The sequence below is a fragment of the Actinosynnema sp. genome (assembly GCF_052038725.1).
Genome location: NZ_JBQGCX010000778.1, coordinates 1 through 19,828, shown reverse-complemented (window position 1 = coordinate 19,828; position 19,828 = coordinate 1). Strand labels below are relative to the sequence as shown.

At 74.0% G+C, this 19,828-nt stretch carries 21 protein-coding genes and 1 pseudogene; 13 read left to right on the top strand and 9 right to left on the bottom strand.

Annotated elements, in window-relative coordinates:
* Positions 1-295 precede the first annotated feature (295 nt).
* The 4 genes from ACTUAL_RS16130 to ACTUAL_RS16115 all read left to right on the top strand — a co-directional run bounded on the left by ACTUAL_RS16130 (position 296) and on the right by ACTUAL_RS16115 (position 3,682).
* Positions 296-1,033 carry a maleylpyruvate isomerase N-terminal domain-containing protein gene (locus ACTUAL_RS16130; protein ID WP_096497253.1) on the top strand — a complete coding sequence of 246 codons (738 nt, stop codon included), beginning with the start codon at positions 296-298 and terminating at the stop codon, positions 1,031-1,033.
* A 24-nt stretch (positions 1,034-1,057) separates the two neighbouring features.
* Positions 1,058-1,933 carry a formyltetrahydrofolate deformylase gene (gene purU, locus ACTUAL_RS16125; protein WP_096497254.1) on the top strand — a complete coding sequence of 292 codons (876 nt, stop codon included), beginning with the start codon at positions 1,058-1,060 and terminating at the stop codon, positions 1,931-1,933.
* A gap of 41 nt (positions 1,934-1,974) precedes the next feature.
* Complete coding sequence (locus tag ACTUAL_RS16120; RefSeq protein ID WP_440900835.1) at positions 1,975-3,057, top strand: LOG family protein; 1,083 nt, start codon at positions 1,975-1,977, stop codon at positions 3,055-3,057.
* A gap of 91 nt (positions 3,058-3,148) precedes the next feature.
* On the top strand, positions 3,149-3,682 hold the full coding sequence (locus ACTUAL_RS16115; RefSeq protein WP_096497256.1) for a TetR/AcrR family transcriptional regulator: 534 nt from the start codon (positions 3,149-3,151) through the stop codon (positions 3,680-3,682).
* A gap of 67 nt (positions 3,683-3,749) precedes the next feature.
* On the opposite strand, the gene ACTUAL_RS16110 is transcribed toward ACTUAL_RS16115, so the two are convergent.
* A complete protein-coding gene (locus ACTUAL_RS16110) occupies positions 3,750-4,304 on the bottom strand; it encodes a YbaK/EbsC family protein (protein ID WP_096497257.1) in 555 nt (184 codons plus the stop codon).
* Between the two features lie 159 nt (positions 4,305-4,463).
* Between ACTUAL_RS16110 and ACTUAL_RS16105 the strand changes: the two genes are divergently transcribed.
* Positions 4,464-5,228: a MerR family transcriptional regulator gene (locus ACTUAL_RS16105; protein WP_440900834.1), complete on the top strand. Its 765-nt coding sequence runs from the start codon at positions 4,464-4,466 to the stop codon at positions 5,226-5,228.
* Between the two features lie 112 nt (positions 5,229-5,340).
* On the opposite strand, the gene ACTUAL_RS16100 is transcribed toward ACTUAL_RS16105, so the two are convergent.
* The 5 genes from ACTUAL_RS16100 to ACTUAL_RS16080 form a co-directional block, all read right to left on the bottom strand.
* The gene (locus ACTUAL_RS16100) at positions 5,341-5,889 is read right to left on the bottom strand and encodes a type 1 glutamine amidotransferase domain-containing protein (RefSeq protein ID WP_096497259.1); all 549 of its coding nucleotides are present in this window, start codon (positions 5,887-5,889) and stop codon (positions 5,341-5,343) included.
* Positions 5,890-5,898: 9 nt separating this feature from the next.
* The gene (locus tag ACTUAL_RS16095) at positions 5,899-6,564 is read right to left on the bottom strand and encodes an alpha/beta fold hydrolase (protein ID WP_440900833.1); all 666 of its coding nucleotides are present in this window, start codon (positions 6,562-6,564) and stop codon (positions 5,899-5,901) included.
* On the bottom strand, positions 6,561-6,884 hold the full coding sequence (locus ACTUAL_RS16090; protein ID WP_015805446.1) for a DUF2516 family protein: 324 nt from the start codon (positions 6,882-6,884) through the stop codon (positions 6,561-6,563). The genes ACTUAL_RS16095 and ACTUAL_RS16090 overlap by 4 nt, the downstream gene beginning before the upstream one ends.
* Before the next feature lie 220 nt (positions 6,885-7,104).
* Entirely contained in the window at positions 7,105-7,689 is a 585-nt protein-coding gene (locus ACTUAL_RS16085) for a hypothetical protein (RefSeq protein WP_096498122.1), read from the bottom strand.
* Positions 7,690-7,694: 5 nt separating this feature from the next.
* Positions 7,695-8,081 (bottom strand): helix-turn-helix domain-containing protein, encoded by a 387-nt coding sequence (locus ACTUAL_RS16080; RefSeq protein WP_096497260.1) that lies wholly within the window; start codon positions 8,079-8,081, stop codon positions 7,695-7,697.
* Positions 8,082-8,185: 104 nt separating this feature from the next.
* On the opposite strand from ACTUAL_RS16080, the gene ACTUAL_RS16075 reads away from it, so the two are divergent.
* Positions 8,186-9,313, top strand: coding sequence for a methyltransferase domain-containing protein (locus ACTUAL_RS16075; protein WP_440900832.1), 1,128 nt, complete (start codon positions 8,186-8,188; stop codon positions 9,311-9,313).
* Between the two features lie 48 nt (positions 9,314-9,361).
* On the opposite strand, the gene ACTUAL_RS16070 is transcribed toward ACTUAL_RS16075, so the two are convergent.
* A complete protein-coding gene (locus ACTUAL_RS16070) occupies positions 9,362-10,618 on the bottom strand; it encodes a DUF445 domain-containing protein (protein ID WP_096497261.1) in 1,257 nt (418 codons plus the stop codon).
* 29 nt (positions 10,619-10,647) lie between these two features.
* Between ACTUAL_RS16070 and ACTUAL_RS16065 the strand changes: the two genes are divergently transcribed.
* Positions 10,648-11,820 (top strand): pyridoxal phosphate-dependent aminotransferase, encoded by a 1,173-nt coding sequence (locus ACTUAL_RS16065; RefSeq protein ID WP_440900831.1) that lies wholly within the window; start codon positions 10,648-10,650, stop codon positions 11,818-11,820.
* Positions 11,821-11,824: 4 nt separating this feature from the next.
* Here the strand turns inward: ACTUAL_RS16065 and ACTUAL_RS16060 are convergent, their stop codons facing one another.
* Positions 11,825-13,876, bottom strand: coding sequence for an NACHT domain-containing protein (locus ACTUAL_RS16060; RefSeq protein WP_232520093.1), 2,052 nt, complete (start codon positions 13,874-13,876; stop codon positions 11,825-11,827).
* 73 nt (positions 13,877-13,949) lie between these two features.
* Between ACTUAL_RS16060 and ACTUAL_RS16055 the strand changes: the two genes are divergently transcribed.
* The gene (locus tag ACTUAL_RS16055; protein WP_440900830.1) at positions 13,950-14,375 is read left to right on the top strand and encodes a zf-TFIIB domain-containing protein; all 426 of its coding nucleotides are present in this window, start codon (positions 13,950-13,952) and stop codon (positions 14,373-14,375) included.
* Positions 14,376-14,531: 156 nt separating this feature from the next.
* Here ACTUAL_RS16055 and ACTUAL_RS16050 read toward each other — a convergent pair whose 3' ends face one another.
* Positions 14,532-14,999 (bottom strand): CGNR zinc finger domain-containing protein, encoded by a 468-nt coding sequence (locus ACTUAL_RS16050; protein WP_096497265.1) that lies wholly within the window; start codon positions 14,997-14,999, stop codon positions 14,532-14,534.
* A 178-nt stretch (positions 15,000-15,177) separates the two neighbouring features.
* Between ACTUAL_RS16050 and ACTUAL_RS16045 the strand changes: the two genes are divergently transcribed.
* The 5 genes and pseudogenes from ACTUAL_RS16045 to ACTUAL_RS16025 all read left to right on the top strand — a co-directional run.
* Positions 15,178-15,702 (top strand): PadR family transcriptional regulator, encoded by a 525-nt coding sequence (locus tag ACTUAL_RS16045; protein ID WP_015805455.1) that lies wholly within the window; start codon positions 15,178-15,180, stop codon positions 15,700-15,702.
* Positions 15,699-16,376, top strand: coding sequence for an ABC transporter ATP-binding protein (locus tag ACTUAL_RS16040; protein WP_440900829.1), 678 nt, complete (start codon positions 15,699-15,701; stop codon positions 16,374-16,376). Before ACTUAL_RS16045 ends, ACTUAL_RS16040 begins: the two co-directional genes overlap by 4 nt.
* Positions 16,373-18,733, top strand: a complete 2,361-nt coding sequence (locus ACTUAL_RS16035; protein ID WP_440900828.1) for an FtsX-like permease family protein — start codon at positions 16,373-16,375, stop codon at positions 18,731-18,733. The genes ACTUAL_RS16040 and ACTUAL_RS16035 overlap by 4 nt, the downstream gene beginning before the upstream one ends.
* A gap of 225 nt (positions 18,734-18,958) precedes the next feature.
* Complete coding sequence (locus tag ACTUAL_RS16030; RefSeq protein ID WP_440900827.1) at positions 18,959-19,411, top strand: hypothetical protein; 453 nt, start codon at positions 18,959-18,961, stop codon at positions 19,409-19,411.
* A pseudogene (locus ACTUAL_RS16025) lies at positions 19,405-19,828 on the top strand (FtsX-like permease family protein); the annotation flags it as partial. The gene ACTUAL_RS16030 and the pseudogene ACTUAL_RS16025, both read left to right, overlap by 7 nt.

Below are 19,828 nucleotides of genomic sequence, written 5' to 3'. Positions count from 1 at the left end.
TGCGGCGGCATCTTGACAAGCGCGCTTGGGCTTCGCCAGGCCAAACGGAGAAGAGGGACGCGGGATCAGGGAGCTGCGGGCTCGCTGCGCTCGCCCCGCAGCCCGCGCTTTGCGCCGAACCTGGCAGTGCGGTCTTCCGGGCAGTGCGCCGACCTGGCAGTGCGGTCCTTCGGACAGTGCGGCCTTCCGGACAGTGCGGTGATCCGGCAGTGCGGCCTTCCGGACAGTGCGGTGATCCGGCAGTGCGGCCCCCTCGCTCCCGCGTTCTGTCAGGTCTCCCCCCTAGGCTCGGGTCGTGGAACACGCTGACTTCACGCGCTCCCTTCGGGAGCAGTACGACGCGCTGCGCGCTCTCATCGCGGCTGCCGATCTCTCCGCGCCCGTGCCGACCTGTCCTGGTTGGACGGTCGAGGTGTTAGCCCGGCACGTGGCTCGGACGCACGCCTGGTCGATCCGGGCCGCGTTGACCCCGCCCGACACCGACTCGCCGCCCCGTCCCCAGGAGGGGCCCGAGGACTGGTCCGAGTTGTTGGCCTGGTGGGACGAGCGGTTCTCCGAGCTGGTCCGGGTGCTGGAGACCGAAGATCCCTCCCGGCCCTCCTGGACGTTCGTCGGGCCCCGCCCCCTGACCTTCTGGGCTCGGCGGCAGCTGCACGAGACCGCCGTGCACCGGCTCGACGGCGAGCACGCGGCGCGCGCGGGCGACGTCCCCCCGCTGCTCTTCCCGTCCGACCTCGCGGCCGACGGGGTGGACGAGTACCTGACCACGATGCTCACCCGGCAGCACATGAACAAGCCGAACGGGCTCTCCGGTCGTGTCGTGCTGCACGCCGCCGACGCGTCGCGCTCCTGGCTGCTGCGCCTGGTTCCCGGCGAGGCGCCCGAGGTCGGGGCCCTGGACGGGGCGGCGATCGACGAGGACGCCACGGTGGCGGGCACCGCCGACTCCCTCTACCGGCTGGTCTGGGACCGACCCAGCCACGCGGTCGTGACCGGACGGGGGGACCTGGTGCGCGCGCTCCCGCGCCCCTAGCGGGGGACGGGGGATACTGCCCCGGTGCCTCAGCCAGAACGCCGCTACGTGATCACCTTCGGCTGCCCCGACCGCACCGGCATCGTCGCCAGGATCTCCTCGTTCCTGGCCGAGCACGGTGGCCTGATCGTCGAGGCGGCCTACCACACCGACCAGGCCACGAACTGGTTCTTCACCAGGCAGGAGGTCAGGGCCGACTCGCTGCCGTTCGGCGTCGAGGAGCTGCGCGAGCGGTTCACGGCGATCGCGCGCGAGCTGGGGGCCCAGGCGAACTGGCGGGTGACCGACACCGGCGAGCGGCGGCGGGTGGTGATCCTGGTGTCGAAGGAGGGGCACTGCCTGTACGACCTGCTGGGCCGGGTCGCCTCGCGGGAGCTCGACGTCGACGTCGCGGCGGTGATCGGCAACCACCCGGACCTGGCGAGCATCACCAGGGCGCACGGCATCCCGTTCCACCACGTGCCGTTCCCGGCCACCGACCCCGAGGGCAAGACGGCGGCGTTCGCGCAGGTGAAGCAGCTGGTGGACGCGCACGACCCGCACGCGGTGGTGCTGGCCCGGTTCATGCAGGTGCTGCCGCCGGAGCTGTGCGCGGCCTGGTCGGGGCGGGCGCTGAACATCCACCACAGCTTCCTGCCCTCGTTCGTCGGGGCCCGGCCGTACCACCAGGCGCGCGCCAGGGGCGTGAAGCTGGTCGGCGCGACCTGCCACTACGTCACGGCCGACCTGGACGCGGGGCCGATCGTGGAGCAGGACGTGATCCGGGTGGACCACACCGACGCGGTCGCCGACATGGTGCGCAAGGGGCGCGACATCGAGAAGGTCGTGCTGGCGCGCGGCCTGCGCTGGCACCTGGAGGACCGCGTGCTCGTGCACGGCGGCCAGACGGTGATCTTCTGAGCCGCGGCGCCCCCGGAGGCGGGGCGGGCTAGTGTGCCGGTGTGCGTGAAGAGATCGTCACCGTCGAGCAGGCCCGATCCGCCCCGGACCTGCGGGGCGCGGTGCTGGTCAACCTGGACCTGAGCGGCGAGGAGCTGCGCGTCCCCCTGGACGGCGCGCTCTTCCTCGGCTGCTCGCTCAGCCCCTCCGCCCGGCGCAGGGCGGAGGCCGCGGGCGCGCTGCTGTTCCCGACCATCCCGGACCTGCCGCACGACGTCTACCGGTCGCACCTCTACACCGCGCCCGAGCTGTTCGCGGGCTTCGACCCGGCCGTGCCCGAGTCCTACGCGGACACCCCGGACCACCGGATCTACCTGCACAGCCGGGGTCAGGGCCACCACCCGGACCCGCTGCACGCGCTCGCCGAGCGGCTGCACGACCACGCGATCACCGAGGCGCTGGACGACCTGCTGGCCCGCGTCCCGTCCCCGCCGGTCGCGGTGATGGGCGGGCACGCGCTGGGGCGCGGCACGGACGGCTACCGCAGGGCCGTCGAGCTGGGCGCGACGCTGGGCGAGGCCGGGTTCACCGTGCTCACCGGCGGTGGGCCCGGCGCGATGGAGGCCGTGCCGCTGGGCGTGCGCGTCGGCGTGGACGACGCGGTCCTCGCGGACCTGGCCAAGGCGCCGACGTTCGGCCACGACGCCCGGTCGATCGGCGAGTGGATCGCGGCGTTCCCCGAGCTGCCGGTCGCCGGGCTGCCGCGCACGATCGGTGTGCCGACCTGGTTCTACGGCCACGAGCCGCCCAACCCGGCCTGCGAGGTGCACGCCAAGTACTTCGCGAACTCGGTCCGCGAGGAGGGCCTGCTCACCGTCGCCACCGGCGGCGTGGTCTACACGCCGGGCAGCGCGGGCACGGTCCAGGAGGTGTTCCAGGACTACACCCAGAACCACTACGGCTCGGTCGGGCCGGCCGCGCCGATGGTGTTCCTCGGCGCGCGGTTCTGGACCGAGGAGGTCCCGGCGGCCCCGCTGGTGCGCAACCTCGCTCGGGGCCGGGAGGCGGAGCGCTGGATCCTCGTCACCGACGACCCCGCCGAGGCCGTCGAACTGCTTCGGAAGTACGCAGCCGAGATCGGGTGACCCCACTCCCCGATCCGTGATTCCGCCAAAGGGGCGATAGCCGGATCAACGAATAACCTTTCGGTGCGCCCGCATTGGCTACGATCCCCTGGTGCCGAAAGCCGTTGATCACGATTCGCGCCGCAGGAAGATCGCGGACGCGGTCTGCAGGCTCGCCGACAGGCGCGGTTTCGAAGGCGTTTCCCTGAGGGATGTCGCCGCCGAGGCCGACGTGTCCATGGGCGCGGTGCAGCGCTGCTTCCACACCAAGGAGGACATGCTGCGCTTCGCCCTGCAGGAGGTGGGCCGCAGGACCCTGTCCAGGGCGGGAGGGGGCGCGCCGCAGGTCGGCGGGCCGTTCCCGCAGGTGACCGGTGAGGGAGCCTTATCCCACCGGGCCGAGGCCAAGGTCTGGTTGGCGTTCGCCGCGCAAGCGGCCGTCAGCCCGACGCTCGCCGAGGTCCTCAGGGCGAACTACGCCGAATTGCACGGAATTTTCACCCGTTTGCTGGCAGATCGCCCCGATCCGGACCGGGCGGCCACAACCCTGCTGGCGCTGGCCGACGGCTTGACCACGCACGTGGTCGTCGGCCACCTTTCCCACGATCAGGCCAGAGCGGTTTTGGAAGCCCATTTGGCTGACTGAATTACCGGTTCCAGGGGTTCGCCGCGATGCCGGGCGCGGGCGAATTCGCGAGTTCGGGCGGCGGCGGTCAGGCCGGGCGCGCGAGCCCCTCCACCACCTCGGCCCCCGGCAGCTTCGCCAGGACGGCGCCGGGCACGAGCAGCTTGCTGCCCCGGACGCCGCTGCCGATCACCAGCTCGGGGGCCGCCGCCACCTCGGGCGACAGCAGCACGGGCCAGTCGGCGGGCAGCCCGACCGGCGTGATGCCGCCGTACTCCATGCCGGTCAGCTCGACCGCGTCGTCCACCGGCGCGAACGAGGCCTTCCGGGCGTCGAGCCGCCTGCGCACCACGCCGTTGACGTCGGCCCTGGTGGTGGCCAGCACGACGCACGCCGCGTACCGCGTGACCTCTCCCCGCTTCCCCGCCACGATCACGCAGTTCGCGGACGCCGTCAGCGGTGACCCGTAGGCCTCGCAGAAGGCCGCGGTGTCCGCGAGCTCGGCGTCGATCTCGGCGACCGCCACCCGGTCGGCGTCGGCCAGCGCGCGCACGGCGGCGGCGACGGGACCGGCCAGCAGGTCGGGGCGGTCCAGGACGGGCACGGGCGTCAGCGTTCCGGCGATGCTCCACACCCGTCCCATCCTGCCACCGGGGGCGGGCAGGTCCCGACGACCCGCAGGCCCCGCACCGGGCCTGCTCGGCCCCGCGCTCACCCGTCCGGGCAGAAGGCGCGGTTTCGCGCTTGACGTTGACGCTGCGTCAACTCCTACCGTCGTTCCCAGCACGGCTGAGGAGGACGGATGAGCTGGTCGATCGCCGAGGTGGCGCGCATGGCGAAGGTGACGTCGCGGACCCTGCGCCACTACGACGCGATCGGGTTGCTCGCCCCGGCGAGGACCGGGGGCAACGGGTACCGCTACTACGAGCGCGAGCAGCTGCTCAGGCTCCAGCAGATCCTCCTGCTGCGCGACCTCGGGCTCGGGCTGGACACCGTGGCCGAGGTGCTGGACGGCAGGCACACCGCGCTCGACGTGCTGCACAACCACCTCGCGTGGCTGCGCGCCGAGCGGGAGCGGTTGGCCCTGCTGGCCGCGACCGTCACCAGGACCATCGACGAACTGGAAGGCAGGACCGCCGTGAGCAGGACGGAAGAGCTGTTCGACGGCTTCGACGCGGACCGCCAGGCCCGCTACGAGGCCGAGCTGGTGGAGCGCTTCGGCGAGCGCGTCGTCGAGCCCATCGCGGAGGGGAAGGAGCGCATGAAGGGCTGGTCGCCCGCCGACGCGGCCGGGTTCAAGGCCGAGTGGGAGGAGATCGCGGCGGCGTTCGGCGAGGTGGCCGCGAGCGGGGCCGCGCCGGACTCGGCGGAGGCGCTGGCGGTCACCGCCCGGCACCACCGGTGGCTGCTGCGCAGCTGGACGCCGAACCGGGAGTCGTACACCGGGCTGGGGCAGCTGTACGCGGACTCGCCGGAGTTCAGAGCGCAGCTGGACGCGCACGGGGCGGGCGTCGCGAACTACACCCGTGACGCGATGGCCGCCTTCGCCGCCGCCGAGCTGGACTGACGGCGGTGGCGCCCGACGGTGACGGCGACGGCTGATCAGCCATCCGGGGAGCTGCAGATCCCCGGAAGGCCGATCAGCGGGAGCCGGGTCTGCGACCAGGGAACCCCTGGGCCTACAGCCCGAACGCCTTGAGCGCCGCCTTGTTGAAGGCGGGGAGGTCGTCGGGGTTGCGGCTGGTCACCAGGGTCCAGCCGTTGTGGTCGCACACGCGGACCTCCTCGTCCGACCAGTCGGCGCCCGCGTTGCGCAGGTCCGTCTTGATGCTCGGGTAGGAGGTGAGCTTCTTGCCCTTGAGGACGTCGGCCTCGGCCAGCAGCCACGGCCCGTGGCAGATCGACGCGATGGGCTTGCCCGCCCGCGCGAACGCCTGGACGAAGCGCACCGCGTCCTCGTCCGTGCGGACCAGGTCCGAGTTGGCCACGCCGCCGGGGATCACCACGCCGTCGTAGTCGGCCGGGTCGGCCTCGGCGAACGGCACGTCCACCGGGAACTCGTCCGCGGGCGTCAGGTGGTTGAAGCCCTTGACCTGGCCGAGGGACGTGGACAGCAGCCTGGGCACGCCGCCCGCCTTCTCGACCTCGTGCCACGGGTCGGTCAGCTCGACCTGCTCGATGCCCTCGGCGCTGACCAGGAACGCAATCTTCTTCTGCTCGTTCGCCATGGGGGTCGGCTACCCGCGAGCGAGGAACTCAACCACCCTGCGCCGCACGTCACCTCGGTGGGAGAGCCAGGTGGGCACCAGCTCCAGCTCGCCCTTGGGGAACGCCGAGGCGACCTGCGCGGCCACCTCGGACGGGTGCAGCGGGTCCTCGGTGGCGCCGACGACCAGGACCGGCGCGGTGACCCGCGACAGGGCCTCACGGTCGGTGACGGCGACCTGCCCCGAGAGGGCTTCGAGCACCCCGTCGAGGCGGTCGAAGGCGGCTCGGCGCTGCGCGAGGTAGTCGGCGGGGCCGGGGACGGCGGTGACCGCCTGCTCGCGGGTGAGGGGGCCGCGCGGCCGGTCGAACACGGCAGGCAGCAGCAGGACGACGCGCTCGAACGCGTCGGGCTCGGCCGCGAGCAGCGACAGCAGCGCGGCGGAGCTGAGGGAGACGCCGACGGCCCGCGTCGCGCCCGTCTCGCGGGCGGTGGCGCGCAGGTCGGCGGCGATCGTCGGGTAGGTCCAGTAGCCGGGTGGCGCGTCGGGGGCGTCGCCGTGCCCCGGCAGGGTGACGAGGACCCTGGCGCCCGGCAGGCCGGACGCGGGCAGGCGGGCCTCGCCCGGCGTCGCGCCGAGGCCGTGGGCGACCAGCGTGACCGGTCGGCCCGCGCCGTGCACCCGGTGGGTGGTCACCACCTGGGGCCGCGCTGCACCTCGATCAGCCGGGGTCGGACGTCGACCAGGTAGACGGAGACCGCGGTGACGCCGATGAGCCAGAACATGCCGCCCGCGCCGTTCAGGGAGAACAGCAGCAGCGCGAGCGCGCCACCACCGGTGATCCCCATCCAGGCGGGCTTGGTCATCCGCTCCGCGGCCTGGTAGGCCTCCGCCCGCTGCGTCACCGCGTGGGCGAAGGCGAACACGCCCGCGAACAGCGCCACGTAGTAGATGAGGAACAGCACCCAGGCATCCAGGTACGCCACGTCGGCGGGTGGGAATCTGAACAGCGGCACGGGACCCAGGGTACGCGGGGAGCGCGGTCGTGGACACCCGGCGGAACCGGGTCGGCTCGGGTAGCGGACCGGTCGGCGGGGCGTTGTCGCAGGTCGGGCGGGGCGCGGGCGGTGGTGGGGGATTCGCGGGGACCGGGGTTCGGCGCCTCTTCCCCCGAACGGCGCCCGGCGGACCACCCGGAAGTGGTCCGCCGCTGCTCAGCGCAGGTGCCGCGGGTGGCTACTCGCCCTCGGCCGGGACGGGCTTGGTCTTGCGGGCCGCGGTGCGGTTGGCGGCCTTGCGGCTGGTGGCGCGCACCTCGTGGGCGACCTCGGCGCCGGTCTCGACGACGGCCTCGGCGATCTCCTCGGTGGCGTCCTCGACCTCGGCGGCGAGCTTCTCGCCCGTCTCGCGGGTGCGGCGGGTGACCTTGCCGAGCACGTCGTCGGCGATCTTGTTCGCGTCGTCGGCGGCCTGGTCGACCTGGCTCAGGGCCCGCTGGACCTGCGGCTGGGTCTTGAGCTTCTCCAGCGCGTGCTCGCCCTGCTCGGCGAGGTACTGGTAGAGGTCGACGGCGGACTTGGTGTAGGCGTCGACGACCTTGCGCAACTCGGCCGCGTCGAAGCGGCCCCGCAGCTCGGCGGGGAGGTCCTCGGCGCCCGCCCTGGCGGACTCGACGCGGTCCTTGACCTTGCCCAGCGCCTCGACCACGGCCTTGGCGGCGAGGTCGCCCGCGCCGAGCGCGGCCAGGAGCGGGGTGCGGGCGGCGGAGGCGGCCTGCTCGCCCGCCTTGCGCAGTTCCTCGGTGGTGGGCAGGTTCGCCATGGTGATCACTCCTCGTGCTCGGGGACGGCGGTGGCGGCGTTCTCACGCCGGAAGGACGCGTAGACGTCGAGCAGCACCTGCTTCTGCCGCTCGGTCAGGTCGGGGGCGGTGGTGATGGCGTCGGCGAGCGCGCCGCCCTCGCGCTGCTGGAGGATTCCCGCCTCCACGTAGAGCGCTTCGGCGGAGATCCGCAGGCCCTTGGCGATCTGCTGGAGGATCTCGGCGCTGGGCTTGCGCAGGCCGCGCTCGATCTGGCTGAGGTAGGGGTTGGAGACGCCTGCCAGCCTGGAGAGCTGGCGGAGCGAGATCTTGGCGCTGTTGCGCTGCTCCTTGATGTAGTCCCCGATGCCCCTGCCGAGGTCGGCGACCGCCTCGTCGATCGACTTGTCCACGTCGACCCCCTTCCGGGTTCCACGGTACGAGCAGGTGCTAGCTCTTGCAAGCGGACTGCTAGCACCGGGGGCGTGTGCTGCGGCACAGCGCTACCGTGGGTCGCGTGGACCTCGGCGCGCGGTTCCGCGAGGAGCTGGTCGACGGCATGGTCGGGGAGGGCGTCCTCTCCGATCCCCGCTGGGTGCGCGCGTTCCGGGAGGTCCCGCGTGAGGCGTTCCTGCCGGGTTTCTTCGCCCAGCGGGAGGACGGCGCGTGGGTCCCGGTGACGCGCGGCGACCCGGACTGGTTGAGGCTGGTCTACCGGGACGACGTGCGGGTGACCCAGCTGGACGGCGACGACGCGGCGTGGTCGCGGGCGCTGGAGCAGGGGTGGGCGCGCGGCGTGCCGACGAGCTCGTCGAGCATGCCGGCGATCATGGCGATCATGCTGGAGGCGCTGGCGGTGGCGGACGGCTGCCGGGTGCTGGAGATCGGGACGGGGACGGGGTACAACGCGGCGCTGCTGTCGGCGGGGATCGGTTCCCCGTCGGTGGTGACGGTGGACGTGGACCCGGCGGTGCTGTCCCGCGCGCGGGCCGCCCTGGCGGCTGCCGGCTGGTCCCCGGAGTGCGCCCTCGCGGACGGCGCGGGCGGCTGGCCCGAGGCCGCCCCGTACGACCGCGTGCTGGGCACCTGCGCGGTGTCCCGCGTGCCGCTGCCGTGGCTGGAGCAGACCAGGCCGGGCGGCGTGGTGGTGACCGCGTTGAACCGCCCGCTGGGCGCGGGGCTGATCCGCCTGACGGCGCTGGGCGGGACGCGGGCGGAGGGCAGGGTCCTGGCGGAGGACGGCCGCTTCATGCCGCTGCGGGCGCACGCGGCGGGGTGGGCGGAGGCGGCGCTGGCGCGGGCGGCGACGGCGGTCCCGGAGGAGACCAGGGCGACGGCGCTGGGGGCGCACGAGGTGGTGCACCCCGGCAGCGGCTACGAGTTCTTCGCGGGCCTGGTCCTGCGCGGCGCGGTGGTCACGATGAACCCGGTCCTGCTGGCCCACGAGGACGGCTCGTGGGCCCGCCCGCGAGGGGGCGTGGTCTCCCAGGGCGGCCCGCGGAGGCTGTGGGCGGAAGCCGAGGAGGGCCACCGTGAGTGGCAGGCCCTGGGGAGGCCCCGGCGGTCGCGGTTCGGGGTGACGGTGGACGGGGAGGACCAGCGGTTCTGGCTGGACGCGCCGGAGGGGCGCAGCTGGCCGGTGTAGCGGCGGAGCGCCGACCGCCGGGGCAAAGGGCCTGACCGCGCCCCCGCCTCACACCAGCAGCTGCCCCACCGAGTAGATCACCAGCCCCGCCAGCGCCCCGACCACCGTCCCGTTGATCCGGATGAACTGCAGATCCCGCCCCACCTGCAGCTCGATCTTCCGCGACGTCTCCCGCGCGTCCCACCGCTCCACCGTGTCCGTGATCAGCGTCGTGATCTCGTCCCGGTAGTTCGCCACCACGTACCCCGCCGCGTCCTCCAGCCACCCGTCGACCTTGCCGCGGACCTCCCCGTCCTCCACCAGCCGCGTCCCGAACTTCACCAGCCCGTCGCGCACCCTGGTCCGCAGCTCGCTCGACGGGTCCTCCGCGGCGTCCAGCAGCATCTTCTTCGCGGTCCCCCACGCCGACCCGATGACCTTCCGCACCTCCGGGTGCTCGATCACCTGGTCCTTCACCAGCTCGGCCCGCTCGATGGTCGCCGGGTCGTGCTGGAGGTCGCGGGCGAACTCCTCGAGGAACTGGTCCACCGCCACCCGCATCGGGTGGTTCACGTCCGTCTTCACGGCCCACGCGAAGTTCAGCAGCTCGTTGTAGACCTTGTCGCCCAGCAGCGAGTCCATGAACTTCGGCGACCAGCCCGGCGCGCGCTCGGTGACCACCTGCATCACCTTGACGTGGTTGTCCCGCACCCACTCGTACAGCCGGTCGCACACCAGGTCCACCAGCTTGTGGTGCCCGCCGTCGACGAAGACCTGCCCGAGCAGCTTCCCCAGCGGCGGGCCCCAGGGCTTGGCCATGAGGCGCTGCACGACCGCCTGCTCCACGACCGCCTGCACGTGCTCGTCCCGCAGCACGGTCACGGCGCCCTTCACGACGTTCGACGCCTCGGACGTCACCCGCTCCGCGTGCTCGGGCTCCCGAAGCCACTCGCCGAGCCTGCGCCCCACCTCGACGCGGCCCAGCTTCTCCCGGACCACCGCCTCCGCCAGGAAGTTCTGCCCGACGAACGACCCCAGCGCGTCGCCGAAGCTGTCCTTGCGGCTGGGGATGATCGCGGTGTGCGGGATGGGCAGGCCCAGCGGCCTGCGGAACAGGGCCGTCACCGCGAACCAGTCGGCCAGCGCGCCGACCATCCCGGCCTCGGCCGCCGCCCGGACGTACCCGACCCACGCGGGGCCGTCCGCCTCGAACAGCAGCGTCACCAGGAACACGGCGGTCGCGGCGGCGAAGAACCCCGTCGCCACGAGCTTCATCCTGCGCAGGTCCCGCTGCTTCACCTGGTCAGCGGCCGTCAGTTGCTCCACGCCCCCATTGTCCGTGAAGATCCTGGGTCGTGCGGGTACCAGCGCTAGTCCCCAGGTTGCGGCCGTTCACCTCGACGATCTTCGCCGAGATGACCGCGCTGGCGAACCGGACCGGATCGGTGAACCTCGGCCAGGGCTTCCCCGACACCGACGGCCCCCAGGCGATGCTCGACGCCGCCAAGGCCGCGATCGACTCCGGGGCCAACCAGGACCCGCCGGGACCGGGCGTCCCCGCGCTGCGGCAGGCGATCGCCGAGCACCGCGCGCGCTACGGCGTCCGCTACGACCCGGACACCGCGGTGCTGGTGACGGTCGGCGCGACCGAGGCGATCGCCGCGTCCCTGCTGGCGCTGGTGGAACCGGGCGACGAGGTCCTGCTGGTCGAGCCCTACTACGACTCGTACGCGGCGGCCGTGGCGATGGCGGGCGCGACCCGCCGCGCGGTCGGCCTGGCCGAGGAGCCGGGCACCGGCAGGCTCGGGCTGGACGTGGCCGCGCTGCGCGCCGCCGTCACGCCGCGCACCAGGGCGGTCCTGGTGAACTCGCCGCACAACCCCACCGGCACCGTCTTCACCCGCGACGAGCTCGCCGCCGTCGCCGCGCTGTGCGTCGAGCACGACCTGGTCGCGATCACCGACGAGGTGTACGAGCACCTGGTGTTCGACGGCCGCGAGCACCTGCCGCTGGCGGCGTTCCCCGGCATGGCCGAGCGGACCGTGACGATCTCCAGCGCGGGCAAGTCGTTCAACTGCACCGGCTGGAAGATCGGCTGGGCGTGCGCGCCCGCGCCGCTGCTGGACGCGGTGCGCGCGGCCAAGCAGTTCCTCACGTTCGTGGGCGGCGCGCCGTTCCAGCCCGCCGTGGCGCACGCCCTGCGGCACGAGCTGCCGTGGGTGGACGGGCTGCGGGACTCGTTGCAGGACAAGCGGTCCCGGCTCGCCGAGGGCCTGACCGACGCCGGGTTCGCGGTGCGCCCGTGCGAGGGCACCTACTTCATCACCGCCGACGTGCGCCCGCTCGGCTTCGACGACGGCGAGCGGCTGTGCCGGGAGCTGCCGGGGCGGATCGGCGTGGTCGGCGTGCCGGTGCAGGTGTTCGCCGACCACCCGGAGCGCTGGAAGCACCTGGTGCGGTTCGCGTTCTGCAAGCGCGACGAGGTGCTCGACGAGGCCGTGACCAGGCTCAGGAAGCTGGGCGGGTAGGCCATCACACCGCCGACTCGGCGGGCGTCCCCTCGCCGCGGGGGGCGTCCGTCCGGGCGCCGCGCACCGCGAAGCCCCTGAACCGCTTGGCCCCGCCGCCCTTCGCCTTCGCCGCCACCGGCCCGGCCAGCCGGTCCTGCACCAGCGCGTGCCGGAACTGGTAGCAGGCCCCCGCCTGCCGCAGCACGCCGAGCTTGCGCGCGTCCTCCAGGAACGCCATCAGCTCCCACGGCAGCCTCCCGCGCAGCGCCAGCCACACCCGCGCCACGGTGAACCACCACCACCGCAGGTTCAGCACGGTCAGCGCGAACCCGAGCAGCAGCCCGGACGCCAGCCCCAGCCCGACCATCCCGGTCTGCTTGGGCCCGAACACCAGCCCGGCAGCCGCGCCGAACACCACGGCCAGCACCAGCGACCCGGTCCACACCGCGATCCGGTCGCGCGCCATCGTCCACAGCGGGCTGGACGGGTGGGTCAGCTCGGCGTTGCTGCTGAGCGCGAACCGCAGCGCGGTCGCCACCGCCAGCCCCAGACCGACGACGAGCCCGGCCGACAGCCCGTAGAGCGCGCCGAACACCAGCCCGGCCGCGCCGCCGACCGACGCGCTGAGCACCAGCACGCTGCGCCACACCCCGTGGTGCGCCCTGACCTTCGGCGCGTGCCGCCCGGACGCGTACAGCGCGGCCACGGCCACCGCCGCGCCGACGACGAGCCCGCTGTACGGGGCGAGCGCGGGGGTGCTGGCGTACGCCATCAGCCACGCCACCCCGGCCCCGCCGATCAGCCCGAGCACGACCGCGCCGAGCGCCGCCAGCCACGTGCTGCCGACCGACCGCCGCAGCTCCCACCAGGCCAGCTCGCGGATGCCGCGCGCCCGCATCTCGGCCGCGAGGAACCGCAGCCACCTCACCGCCTTGTCCCTGGGCCACACCTGGCTGGCCCGGAACTGGTGCGCCACGGCCCGGTCGCCGAACGCGCCGGACACCAGCACGTCGGCCAGGTGCTCCTCGATGGCCCGCCGGTCGGGGAACCTGGTGCGGTCGAGCAGCTCGCTCGGCTCGCCGTAGGCGTAGACCACCCCGGCCATGCCGACGGTGAGCGGCGTGGAGAGCGCTTCCGCGAGGTGCCCGGCGGGGTTCTCCCGCAGGTGCAGGAACACCGGCTCCCAGCCTGCGGCGGACAGCTGGTCGCCGGCGGAGCGCAGGTGGTGCGCGACGGCCCCGTGGTCGAGCGGGTGCAGCCGCACGGCGTCGGCGCCCGCGAGCGGGCCGACCTGGGCGACCGCGTTCGCGTACTCCTCGGTGCGGCTGGTGAGCACGAGCGGCGCGGACGCCGGGAAGGCGCGGGCGATGCGGTCGAGCGCGGCCGAGCGCTTGGACGCGGGCAGCTGGTCGAAGCCGTCGAGCACGGGCATGACGCGGCGCTGCTCCACCAGCAGGTCGGCGGCGTAGCTGCCGTACAGCTCGTTGTTGCGCAGCGCCGGGTGGTCCTCGTAGAGCCTGCGGGTCATCCAGCTGCGGACGTCCTCGGCCTCCGGGTCCCAGGTGGACAGCGGCAGCAGGACCGGGACGGGGCCGCCGCGCTCCAGCAGGCCGAGGGTGAGCAGCATGGCCGTGGTGGACTTGCCGGAGCCGGGCGCGCCGAGCAGCACGAGCCTGCGGTGCGCCTGCCGCTCGAACGCGCCGACGACGCCGGTGCTGCGGCCCGGTGGCGGCGGGGTGGTGTTGACGGGCTCGTCGGGGGCGCTCCAGTGCAGGTCGAGCAGGCCCGCGCCGTCGAGGCCGCGCGCGCGGCACTCGTCGTTCCACTGCGCGTGCAGGGCCCTGGACAGCGCGGCGGAGGCGGCGTCGAGGTTGGCGTCGGTCGCCAGCACCGGGGTCCGGCGGCGCTGGAGCCACGGGTCGACGGCGGCGAGGAACAGCAGGAAGCCCGCGGACAGCACGCCGAGCCACAGGTCGGGGTCGATGCCGCTGTCGGTGGCGAGGAGCCCGGCGACCGCCAGGAGCGCGGCCAGCACGCACCCGGTCAGGACGGCTCGCTGGCGAAATCTGGACACCCCGGCATGATGGCCCACCGATCACCGGCCGTGCCCAGGCGGGCACCCCTGTGTTGCCCGTAGTCTCGAAGTCGTGATCTGCCCGAAGTGCCAGGACCTCATGAAGACGATCACGCGGGGCGCCGTCCACATCGACCAGTGCGAGAACTGCCGGGGCGTCTTCCTCGACGGCGGCGAGCTGGAGCAGATCGTCGCGGCGGAGCGGGCGCACTACGGCCAGGCCGCCACGACCGGCGCGGTTCCCGGACCCGGCGGCGACCAGGGCGCGCCGCCGCCGTACCAGCCCGCGGGCGCGGACCCGGCCGCCACGACCCACTTCGCGCCGGGGCAGCAGCCGGGAGCACCACCGCCCTACCAGCCGCCGCCGGGCAGCGAGCAGCCCGCGGCGCCCGCGCCCGGTCACGCGCCGGGCTACGGCTACGGCCAGCCCGGCTACGGTCAGCCCGGCTACGGCTACCCGCCGAGGCGCAGGAGCTTCCTGGAGCAGCTGTTCGACTGAGCGCCCCCGGACGAGCGCCCCTGGATGAGCGCCCCCGGAGCCGGTCGGGTCGCGCGCACGACCGGAACCCGGTCCGCGGCCTTCGCGGACCGGGCTGCTCCCGCGATGCCCGCGCGCCCCGGACCGGGCGCGGACTCCTGCGTCAGGCCGGGGGGATCAGGTGATCGCCTGGAGGGCGCGCCGCTCGCGCCAGTTCCTGGCCTTCTCCCGGTTGCCGCACACCTGCATCGAGCACCACGTGCGGGACCTGTTGCGGGACCGGTCGAAGAAGGCCCGCAGGCAGCTCTCCGCCGGGCAGATCTTGAAGCGCTCCCACGAGCCGAGCACCGCGAGCCTCGCGGCGGCGCCCAGGACCGCGCCCAGCGCGTCCGCGCTGGCCAGGACCGGCACGCCGTGGCTGAGGTCCACGGTGACGATGGTCGCGACGATAGCGGGATCGGGTCCCTCGTGCGGGTCGCCCAGCGAGCGCCGGAGGGCGGTTCGGGCGGCGCGCACGGCGACCAGGTCCCCAGGGGCGCCTAGCCCCCGCTCGGTGACCCAGGCGCGCCACGCGGCTGTGCCGTCCAGCACGTCCGCGCCGATTTCCAGATCCCTGGTGTTCAGGAAAGCGAGCAGCAGCTCCACATCGTGTTCCGCATCGCCGACTCGACCCTGCGCGAGAGCCGCGTGGTCCCAGCCGGCCGCCAGACCAGTCACCCCTCCACTGTAGGCGCGACCGCCGCCCGCTGTCGTGAAGTCGTGGTCAGCGCGACGCCGACCGGGGTATTCATCGTGTGTATACGTCGTGTGTATAGTCGTCCGCATGTCGATCGGACACACACTGCTGGGCCTGTTGGAGAAGGGGCCGAGGCACGGCTACGACCTCAAGCGGGCCTACGACGAGCGCTTCGGGCAGGACCGCCCGCTGCACTACGGGCAGGTGTACACAACGCTCTCGCGGCTGCTGAAGAACGGCCTCATCCAGGAGGCGGGCGTGGAGGCGGGCGACGGTCCCGACCGCAAGCGCTACGCCATCACCGACGCGGGCGTCACCGACGTCGAGGGCTGGCTGAGCACGCCCGAGAAGCCGGAACCGTACCTGCAGAACACCCTGTACACGAAGGTCGTGCTCGCGCTCCTGTCCGGTCGCAGCGCCGACGACGTGCTGGACACCCAGCGCGGCGCGCACCTCGACCTCATGCGCAAGCTCACCAAGCGCAAGGCGGACGGCGACCTGGCCGACCAGCTGATCTGCGACCACGCCCTCTTCCACCTGGAGGCGGACCTCCGGTGGCTCGAACTGACCGCCGCCCGGTTGGGCAGGCTGAAAACGGAGGTGGCCCGATGAGGCCCCTGCTCGAAGCCGTCGACCTGCGCAAGTCCTTCGGTCCGACCCCCGCGCTCGACGGCGCGGGCCTGGCCGTCCACGCGGGCGAGGTGCTGGCCATCATGGGGCCGTCCGGCTCCGGCAAGTCCACCCTGCTGCACTGCCTCGCGGGCATCCTCCAGCCGGACAGCGGCACGGTCCGCTACCGCGAGGTGGAGCTGAGCGCGCTGGCCGACGGGGCGCGCAGCGAGCTGCGGCGCACCGACTTCGGCTTCGTGTTCCAGTTCGGGCAGCTGGTGCCCGAGCTGTCCTGCCTGGAGAACGTGGCGCTCCCGCTGCGCCTGGGCGGCGTGAAGCGCAAGGCCGCCGAGTCCAGGGCGCGCGAGTGGCTGGAGCGCCTGGAGGTCGACGGCGTCGCGGACAAGCGGCCCGGCGAGACCTCCGGCGGCCAGGCCCAGCGCGTCGCCGTGGCGCGCGCGCTGGTCACCGGCCCGAAGGTGGTGTTCGCCGACGAGCCGACCGGCGCGCTGGACTCGCTCAACGGCGAGCGCGTGATGCAGTTCCTGGTCACGGCCGCGCGCGAGACCAGCGCGGCCGTCGTGCTGGTCACCCACGAGGCGCGGGTCGCCGCCTACTCCGACCGAGAGGTCGTCGTGCGCGACGGCAAGTCCCGCGAAGTGGAGCGCGTTCGGTGAAGCGCTTCTTCGCCGACCTGCTCCTCGGCGTCCGGCTGGCCGCGGGCGGGGGACGCGGGGCGTGGGTCCGACTGGTGCTGACCGGCATGGGCATCGGCCTCGGCGTGCTGGTGCTGCTGGTGGGCGCGACCGTCCCGTCGATCATGGAGAACCGGAACGAGCGCCAGGCCGCCAGGAGCAGCGTCGGGGCCGAGCCGGGCACCCCGCCCGAGCGGATCCTGCACTCCGAGGTCTGGAGCACCCAGTACCGCGGTGAGGACATCACCGCCAAGTACCTGCGCGCGGGCGGCCCGCAGGCCCCGGTGCCGCCGGGCATCCCGAAGGTCCCGGCCGACGGCGAGATGTACGTGTCGCCCGCGCTGGCCGACATGCTCGCCGACCCGGACAACGGGATGCTGCGCGAGCTGCTCCCGCAGAAGGTCGTCGGCGCCATCGCCGACGAGGGCCTGAACGCGCCCCGCGACCTCGTGTACTTCGCGGGCGACGCCTCGGTCGAGGCGACCGAGGCCAACTCCGTCGGCCGGTTCGGCGACGAGCGCACGACGCAGGAGCTCCCGCCGTTCCTGCTGGTGCTCGTGCTGACCGGGTGCGTGGTGCTGCTGTTCCCCGTGCTCGTGTTCGTCGGCGTGAGCACCCGGCTCGCCGGGGCCCAGCGCGACCGCAGGCTCGCCGCGCTGCGGCTGGTCGGCGCGGGAGCCGGGCGGGTCCGGCTGATCGCCGCGGGCGAGGCGCTGGTCGGCTCGCTCGTCGGGCTGGTCGTGGGCGTGGGCCTGTTCCTGGTCGGCAGGCGGTTCGCCGAGGGGGTCGAGCTGCTCGGGGTGAGCGTGTTCGCCGAGGAGCTGAGCCCCTCCCCCGTGCTCGCCGTGGTCCTGGCGGCGCTGATCCCCGTGCTGGCCGTGGTCACCTCGCTGCTGGCGATGCGCCGCACCGTGGTGGAGCCGCTGGGCGTGGTCAGGCAGACCAAGCCGGTGCGCCGCAGGCTGTGGTGGCGGATCGTGCCGGTGCTGCTGGGCGTCGGGGTGCTGATCTCCCAGGCGGGCGGGTTCGCTGGCGAGCGGATCACGGGCGCCTACCGCGAGGAGCTCCTGGTCGCGGGCATCGCGCTGCTGCTGCTCGGCATCCCCGCGCTGCTGCCCTGGGCGCTGGAGCGCTCGGTGCAGCACGCCCACCGGGGCGCGCCGTCCTGGCAGCTCGCCATGCGCAGGCTCCAGCTCGACAGCGGCACCGCCGCGCGCGTCGTCGGCGGCGTGGCCGTCGTCCTCGCCGGGGCCATCGCCCTGCAGACCGTGCTGACCAGCGTCCAGAGCAAGATCCCGGACGGCGGCGGGCCCGCGCTCAACACCGAGCTCATGCAGGTCTCGCTGAGGGGCGACGAGGAGGGGCAGGCCGAGGAGCAGGCGCGGGCGATCGAACTGCTCGAGGGCACCGAGGGGGTCCAGGAGGTCTTCACCCCGGTCTTCGTCGACCTCAAGGCGAAGGGCGCGTCCCCGCAGGACGGGCCCATCCAGGTGGGCATCGCCCCGTGCGCCCTGCTGCTGGCCTCCGGCGCGCCGGAGTGCGTCGACGGCCAGGCGTACGAGTTCCAGCGCGACGCCGACGTGTCGTACTGGAAGGTGCAGCCGGGCGCCGAGCTGGGCGTGCTGGGCCCGTGGACGCCGGAGACCGCCGGGATGCCGAGCGCGAGCGGCGAGTACGTCGACGAGCGCGAACCGCTGAGCACGTGGCGCGCGCCCGAGGTGAAGCGGCTCGTGGTGCCCGAGGGCAGCAACCTGCACAGCACCTACCTGACGCCCGGCGCGGCCCGCGACCTGGCCGTGCCGCCGGGCGTGCGCGGCTCGATCAGCATCGCGCTGGAGAAGGACGCCGACGCGGCGAACCACGTGCGCGTCGCGCTGGCCCCGATGGCCTGGCGCGTCTACACGTACTACTTCGGCGACGCGGACCTGTCCGTGGAGGCCAAGCAGTACCAGCAGATCAAGGGCGCGCTGTTCGCGGGCGCGCTGATCGTGCTGCTGCTGGCGGCGGCGAGCCTGCTGGTGGTGGCGCTGGAGCAGATCAAGGAGCGCAGGCGGCCACTGGCCGTGCTCGCCGCCAGCGGGGTCCCGCGCGGCGCGCTGGCCCGGTCGCTGCTGTGGCAGAACGCGGTGCCGCTGGTGCTGGCCGTGCTGGTCGCGATCGCCACCGGCGCCGGGCTCGGCGCGCTGCTGCTCGGCGTGATCGAGCGGCCGGTCGAGCTGGACTGGTCGGGCATCGCGCAGTTCTCGGGGGCCGCGCTGGTCCTCGGTCTGCTGGTCACGGCGCTGACGCTGCCGTCGCTGCGCAAGGCCACCGGGGCGCTGGGACTGCGCACCGAGTGAGCCATCACGGGGGGCGGCGCCGGGTCGGTGACGGCGCCGCTCCTCGAGCCCCCGGAGATCGGCCTCCGGGGGCTCGAACCGACCACCGCCCGATCGGGCTGACAACGGAGGTGGCCCGATGAGGCCCGTGCTCGAAGCCGCGGACCTGCGCGCGGCGACCGGGAGCCAGGCGCGCGACCGGTTGGCGCGTGGTGACGCCAGGCCCCGCGAAGTGGAGCGCGCCGGGTGAAGCGGGTGTTCGACGACCTGGCGCTCGGCGTCCGGCTGGCGGTCGGCGGCGGGCTGTTCCTGCTGGCCAGACGGCACGTGGAGGAGGTCGAGCCGGCCGGGGTGAGCGTGTTCGCCGAGGACCTGACCCCGGCCCCCGCGCTGGCGGTGCCCACCTCGCTGGTGGCCACGCGCCGCACCGCGGTGGAACCGCTCGGCGTGGCGCGGCAGACCAGGGCCGCGCGCCGGAAGCCGTGGTGGCGGGTCCTGCCGGTCGTGGCGGGCGTCGCCCTGCTCGCGCCGCAGGCGGGCGCGTTCGCCGGACGGCTGATCGGCGGCGGCGCCGTCGCGCGCGTCGTCGGCGGCGTGGGCGCGCGGTCGAGCTGCTGGACGGCGTCGCGGGCGTCGAGCGGGTCCTCACGCCCGAGTGCGCGTACGTCCGCAGCGACGAGGTGGAGCAGCAGGTGGTGATCAGCGACTGCGCGGTGCTGCTGGCGCGGGGCGTGCCGACCGTGCTCCCCCCGGTGAACGCGGCGACGATCCGGACCGACGGGCGCGGCAGGGCGCACGACGACCGGACCCCGCTCGGGACGTGGCGCGCGCCCGAGGCCCGGCAGGTCGCGCTGCCGTCGGACAGGTCCGGCCTGCACGGGCTGCACGTGACGCCCGGCGCGGCCCGCGACCTGCCAGGGGCGGCGGCCTCCAGCGGCGGGGTGGTCGCGCTGCTGGACGGGCGCGCCCCGGACGCGGCGGACAACGCGCGCACCGCGCTGGCCCCGCTGGCCTGGAAGCTCCAGTCGCACCACGTGGGCGTCGCCGACCTGTCCGAGGAGGCGGGGCAGTACCGGCAGGTGCGCGCCGGCCTGTTCGCGGGCGCGCTGCTCACCC

Coding starts and splice junctions, on each gene's coding strand:
- ACTUAL_RS16110 (WP_096497257.1), bottom strand. CDS start 4,304: ATGGGACGGGTGTGGAGCATCGCCGGAACGCTGACGCCCGTGCCCGTC.
- ACTUAL_RS16105 (WP_440900834.1), top strand. CDS start 4,464: ATGAGCTGGTCGATCGCCGAGGTGGCGCGCATGGCGAAGGTGACGTCG.
- ACTUAL_RS16100 (WP_096497259.1), bottom strand. CDS start 5,889: ATGGCGAACGAGCAGAAGAAGATTGCGTTCCTGGTCAGCGCCGAGGGC.
- ACTUAL_RS16085 (WP_096498122.1), bottom strand. CDS start 7,689: ATGGCGAACCTGCCCACCACCGAGGAACTGCGCAAGGCGGGCGAGCAG.
- ACTUAL_RS16045 (WP_015805455.1), top strand. CDS start 15,178: ATGTCGATCGGACACACACTGCTGGGCCTGTTGGAGAAGGGGCCGAGG.
- ACTUAL_RS16040 (WP_440900829.1), top strand. CDS start 15,699: ATGAGGCCCCTGCTCGAAGCCGTCGACCTGCGCAAGTCCTTCGGTCCG.